Here is a 2,668-nt window from a genome sequence, read left to right as displayed (position 1 = left end):
GTCCAGGAACGTCCGCACCGACTCGTCGATCACCCGGGCCGCCTCCGCGTGCGCCTCGGGGCCACCGGAGACCGGGTCGGGCACCGCGTCGTCCTCGGCCGGCACCGCGGGGACGGTGCCGCGGGTGTTGCGGGCGAGCGTGACCAGCGCCCGGGCGCGGTCGACGGGCGAGCGGGGCAGCGCGGCGAGCTCCGCGCGGTCGGCCGAGCGCAGGAGCCGCGCGAACTCGCGCAGCGTGAACGTCGTGGGCAGGGCCCGGGGCACGTCGCCGAGGACGGTCGACCGGTGCTCGCGGGTCATGGTGAGCACCAGGTCGGCCAGCAGGACGTCCCGGTCGGGCAGCTGGCGGGCGGCGAACGCGGCGACGTCGGGGTGGTCACGCCGGCTCGCGAGCAGGAACCTCGTGTCCTCGTGCATCCCGTGTCCGCGGACGGCCGACACCCCCGCACTGTGCACCGCGAAGGAGTGCGCCCACGGACCGAGCCGCGCCCCGAGCAGGAAGCGGGTGTGGAACTGCGCGAACGGCGAGCGGCAGATGTTCCCGGTGCACACGTACAGGAGCCGGAAGACCTCCGGAGACCCGCCCGCGACCGCGCTCATCCCCCGATCGTCCCAGCTCAGTGCGCCGGGAGCGAGTCCGAGTACCCGAGAGGTGGGGTCGTGGGCGTCGGCGACGGGGCCGACGCCCGGTGTCAGGAGGCCGTGGGGCCCGCCTCGGGGTCCCGACGGGCGCGCTCCATCACCTCGAGGTCCGCCACGACCCCGACGACCCGCAGCGTCGTGGCCACCGAGTCGACCACCACGGCCGACCCGTTCCGGTGCTCGGCGTCGAGGCGCTCGAGCAGGGCGGCGGCCCGCTCGTGCAGGCCGCGCGCGGCCTCCGAGGCGGCCCGCAGCAGTTCGACGTCGAGCCCCTCGTCGGCCGACCACCCGGCCTCGGGCACCGCGTCGCCGACCCGGCCCGCGATGCGGCACAGCAGCCGGTGGGCGTCGTCCGCCCCGTCCGCCTCCACGGCCTCGAGCTCCCGGGCGAGGTCGTCCACGGCCGCGACCAGGTCCTCGTCGGGCGCGTCCGCGCCGGTGTCCGACCCGGAGGTCACCACGCCGTCGGCACTGCGGGGCGCGGGCACGGTCACCGTCGGCGGGTCGAGTCGGGCCCGCGCCTCGCGGAGGCGCTCCGCCAGCGCGGCGGGCGCGGCGGACCCGCCCTCGGGGTCGTGGGTGGTGGCCACGATGCCGGTCACGGCACTCTCCTCGTCGACGACTCGGTGCGCGGGCGTTCGGCGCGCCGGCGGGACCTCCGCCCGGCCGGACGCCCGTTCCCGGTCAGGCTAGTGCGCCCCTTCCGCCCCAGTGGTCCCGCCGCGGCGCAACGCGCTGCTCCGGACGCACCCCTACCGGCGGGTTCGACGCGTGGTCACCGGCGCGCCGGGGGGTGGACGGGCGCAGGCACCCCGCTCGGCGGCGACACCGGGGCCGGGCGTCCCTGCGCCGGGCCCGACGGGCCGTGCGGGGCGCGTCCGGCCGGGACCAGGCCCTCGCGAGGTGCGGGTCCGCCCTGGACGGGGACGGCGCCGGGCGGCGGCGTGCGGGGGGCCTGCGCGCTCGGACCCCCGGCCGGCCCGTCGCCGGCGGCCGCCATCGGGGCGCCGGGGCCCGGCGCCGCCGGCGAGGGCACCGGTCCGGTGCCACGGCCCTGCAGGCGCTGACGCCGCGCGCGGCGGGACTCGGAGACGACCCCGGCGCCGGTGCGGGCGATGAGCGCGCGCCGGGTCTGCGCGGTCGAGGGCCCCCGCAGACGGCTCGCGACCATCGCGACCACGAAGGCCACGCCGTTGAGCGTCCCGAGCGCGAGCATCCCGACCTCGAGGACCTGCTCGCTGGTGACCCGGTCGGTCTCGTCGACCTTCTCGAGCTGGCCGCCGTAGGGCTGCGGTCCCGGGTCGGTGGTCTGGGCCCGGGCCGTGCCGCCGAGCAGGGCGACGAGCAGCGCCGTCGCGATCGCCAGGACGGCGACGACCCCGAGGCCGGCGACCACCGCCCGCCCGCGCCGCGAGCCGCGGGCCCCGTCGGTCACGACCGCGTCCAGAACGTCCATGTCCCCGCCTCTCCCCGAACCTCTCCTGGGATCGCGCGGTCGTGAGGCCGTCGTTACCTCGTGGCCACCTTGGCGCCGCATCGTTACCCAGTCGTGATGTGCAGCACGCCGGTGGAGGTGGGCGACACCTCCGGGGTGTCGTCCGCGGCGCCCCGGGTGGGTCTGGCAAGGTGCCGTGTCGGCCGCGTGGGGACGGCGTGGAACGGAAGGTGGACATCGTGGGCGACTACAAGACCGTGACCGTCGGGACCGACGGCTCGTCCTCGGCCCGGAAGGCGGTCGTGCGCGCCGCCGAGGTCGCCGCCGACTCCGGCGCCCGACTCATGATCATCTGTGCCTACGAGACGCGGGACGCCTCCACCGACCGCAGCCAGGCCGAGGCGGAGCGCGCGCTCGGCGACGAGGCCTACAAGATCATCGGCGCGAGCCCCGCCGAGGACACGCTCCGCGCGGCTCGCGACGAGGCGATGCGGACCGGCCTCAAGAACGTCGACACCGTCGCCGTCCACGGTGACCCGACCGACGCGATCATCGAGAAGTCCGAGCTCTACCGGGCCGACCTCGTCGTCG

General features: G+C 77.3%; 4 protein-coding genes. 1 reads left to right on the top strand and 3 read right to left on the bottom strand.

Annotated elements, in window-relative coordinates:
- From AC0CYZ_RS22015 to AC0CYZ_RS22005, 3 genes are all read right to left on the bottom strand, one after another.
- Positions 1–600 (bottom strand): arsenate reductase/protein-tyrosine-phosphatase family protein (locus AC0CYZ_RS22015; RefSeq protein ID WP_472219257.1); only part of this gene is annotated, 600 nt, incomplete at its 3' end.
- 92 nt (positions 601–692) lie between these two features.
- Positions 693–1,244: a hypothetical protein gene (locus AC0CYZ_RS22010; protein WP_472219255.1), complete on the bottom strand. Its 552-nt coding sequence runs from the start codon at positions 1,242–1,244 to the stop codon at positions 693–695.
- Positions 1,245–1,417: 173 nt separating this feature from the next.
- Complete coding sequence (locus AC0CYZ_RS22005; RefSeq protein WP_472219253.1) at positions 1,418–2,098, bottom strand: hypothetical protein; 681 nt, start codon at positions 2,096–2,098, stop codon at positions 1,418–1,420.
- 197 nt (positions 2,099–2,295) lie between these two features.
- On the opposite strand from AC0CYZ_RS22005, the gene AC0CYZ_RS22000 reads away from it, so the two are divergent.
- A partial coding sequence (locus AC0CYZ_RS22000; RefSeq protein WP_472219251.1) for a universal stress protein occupies positions 2,296–2,668 on the top strand: 373 nt, incomplete at its 3' end.

It is taken from the genome of Actinomycetospora sp. (assembly GCF_055612215.1).
Note: the sequence above shows the minus strand (reverse complement) of the source record. Positions and strands in the feature narration are given on the sequence as shown.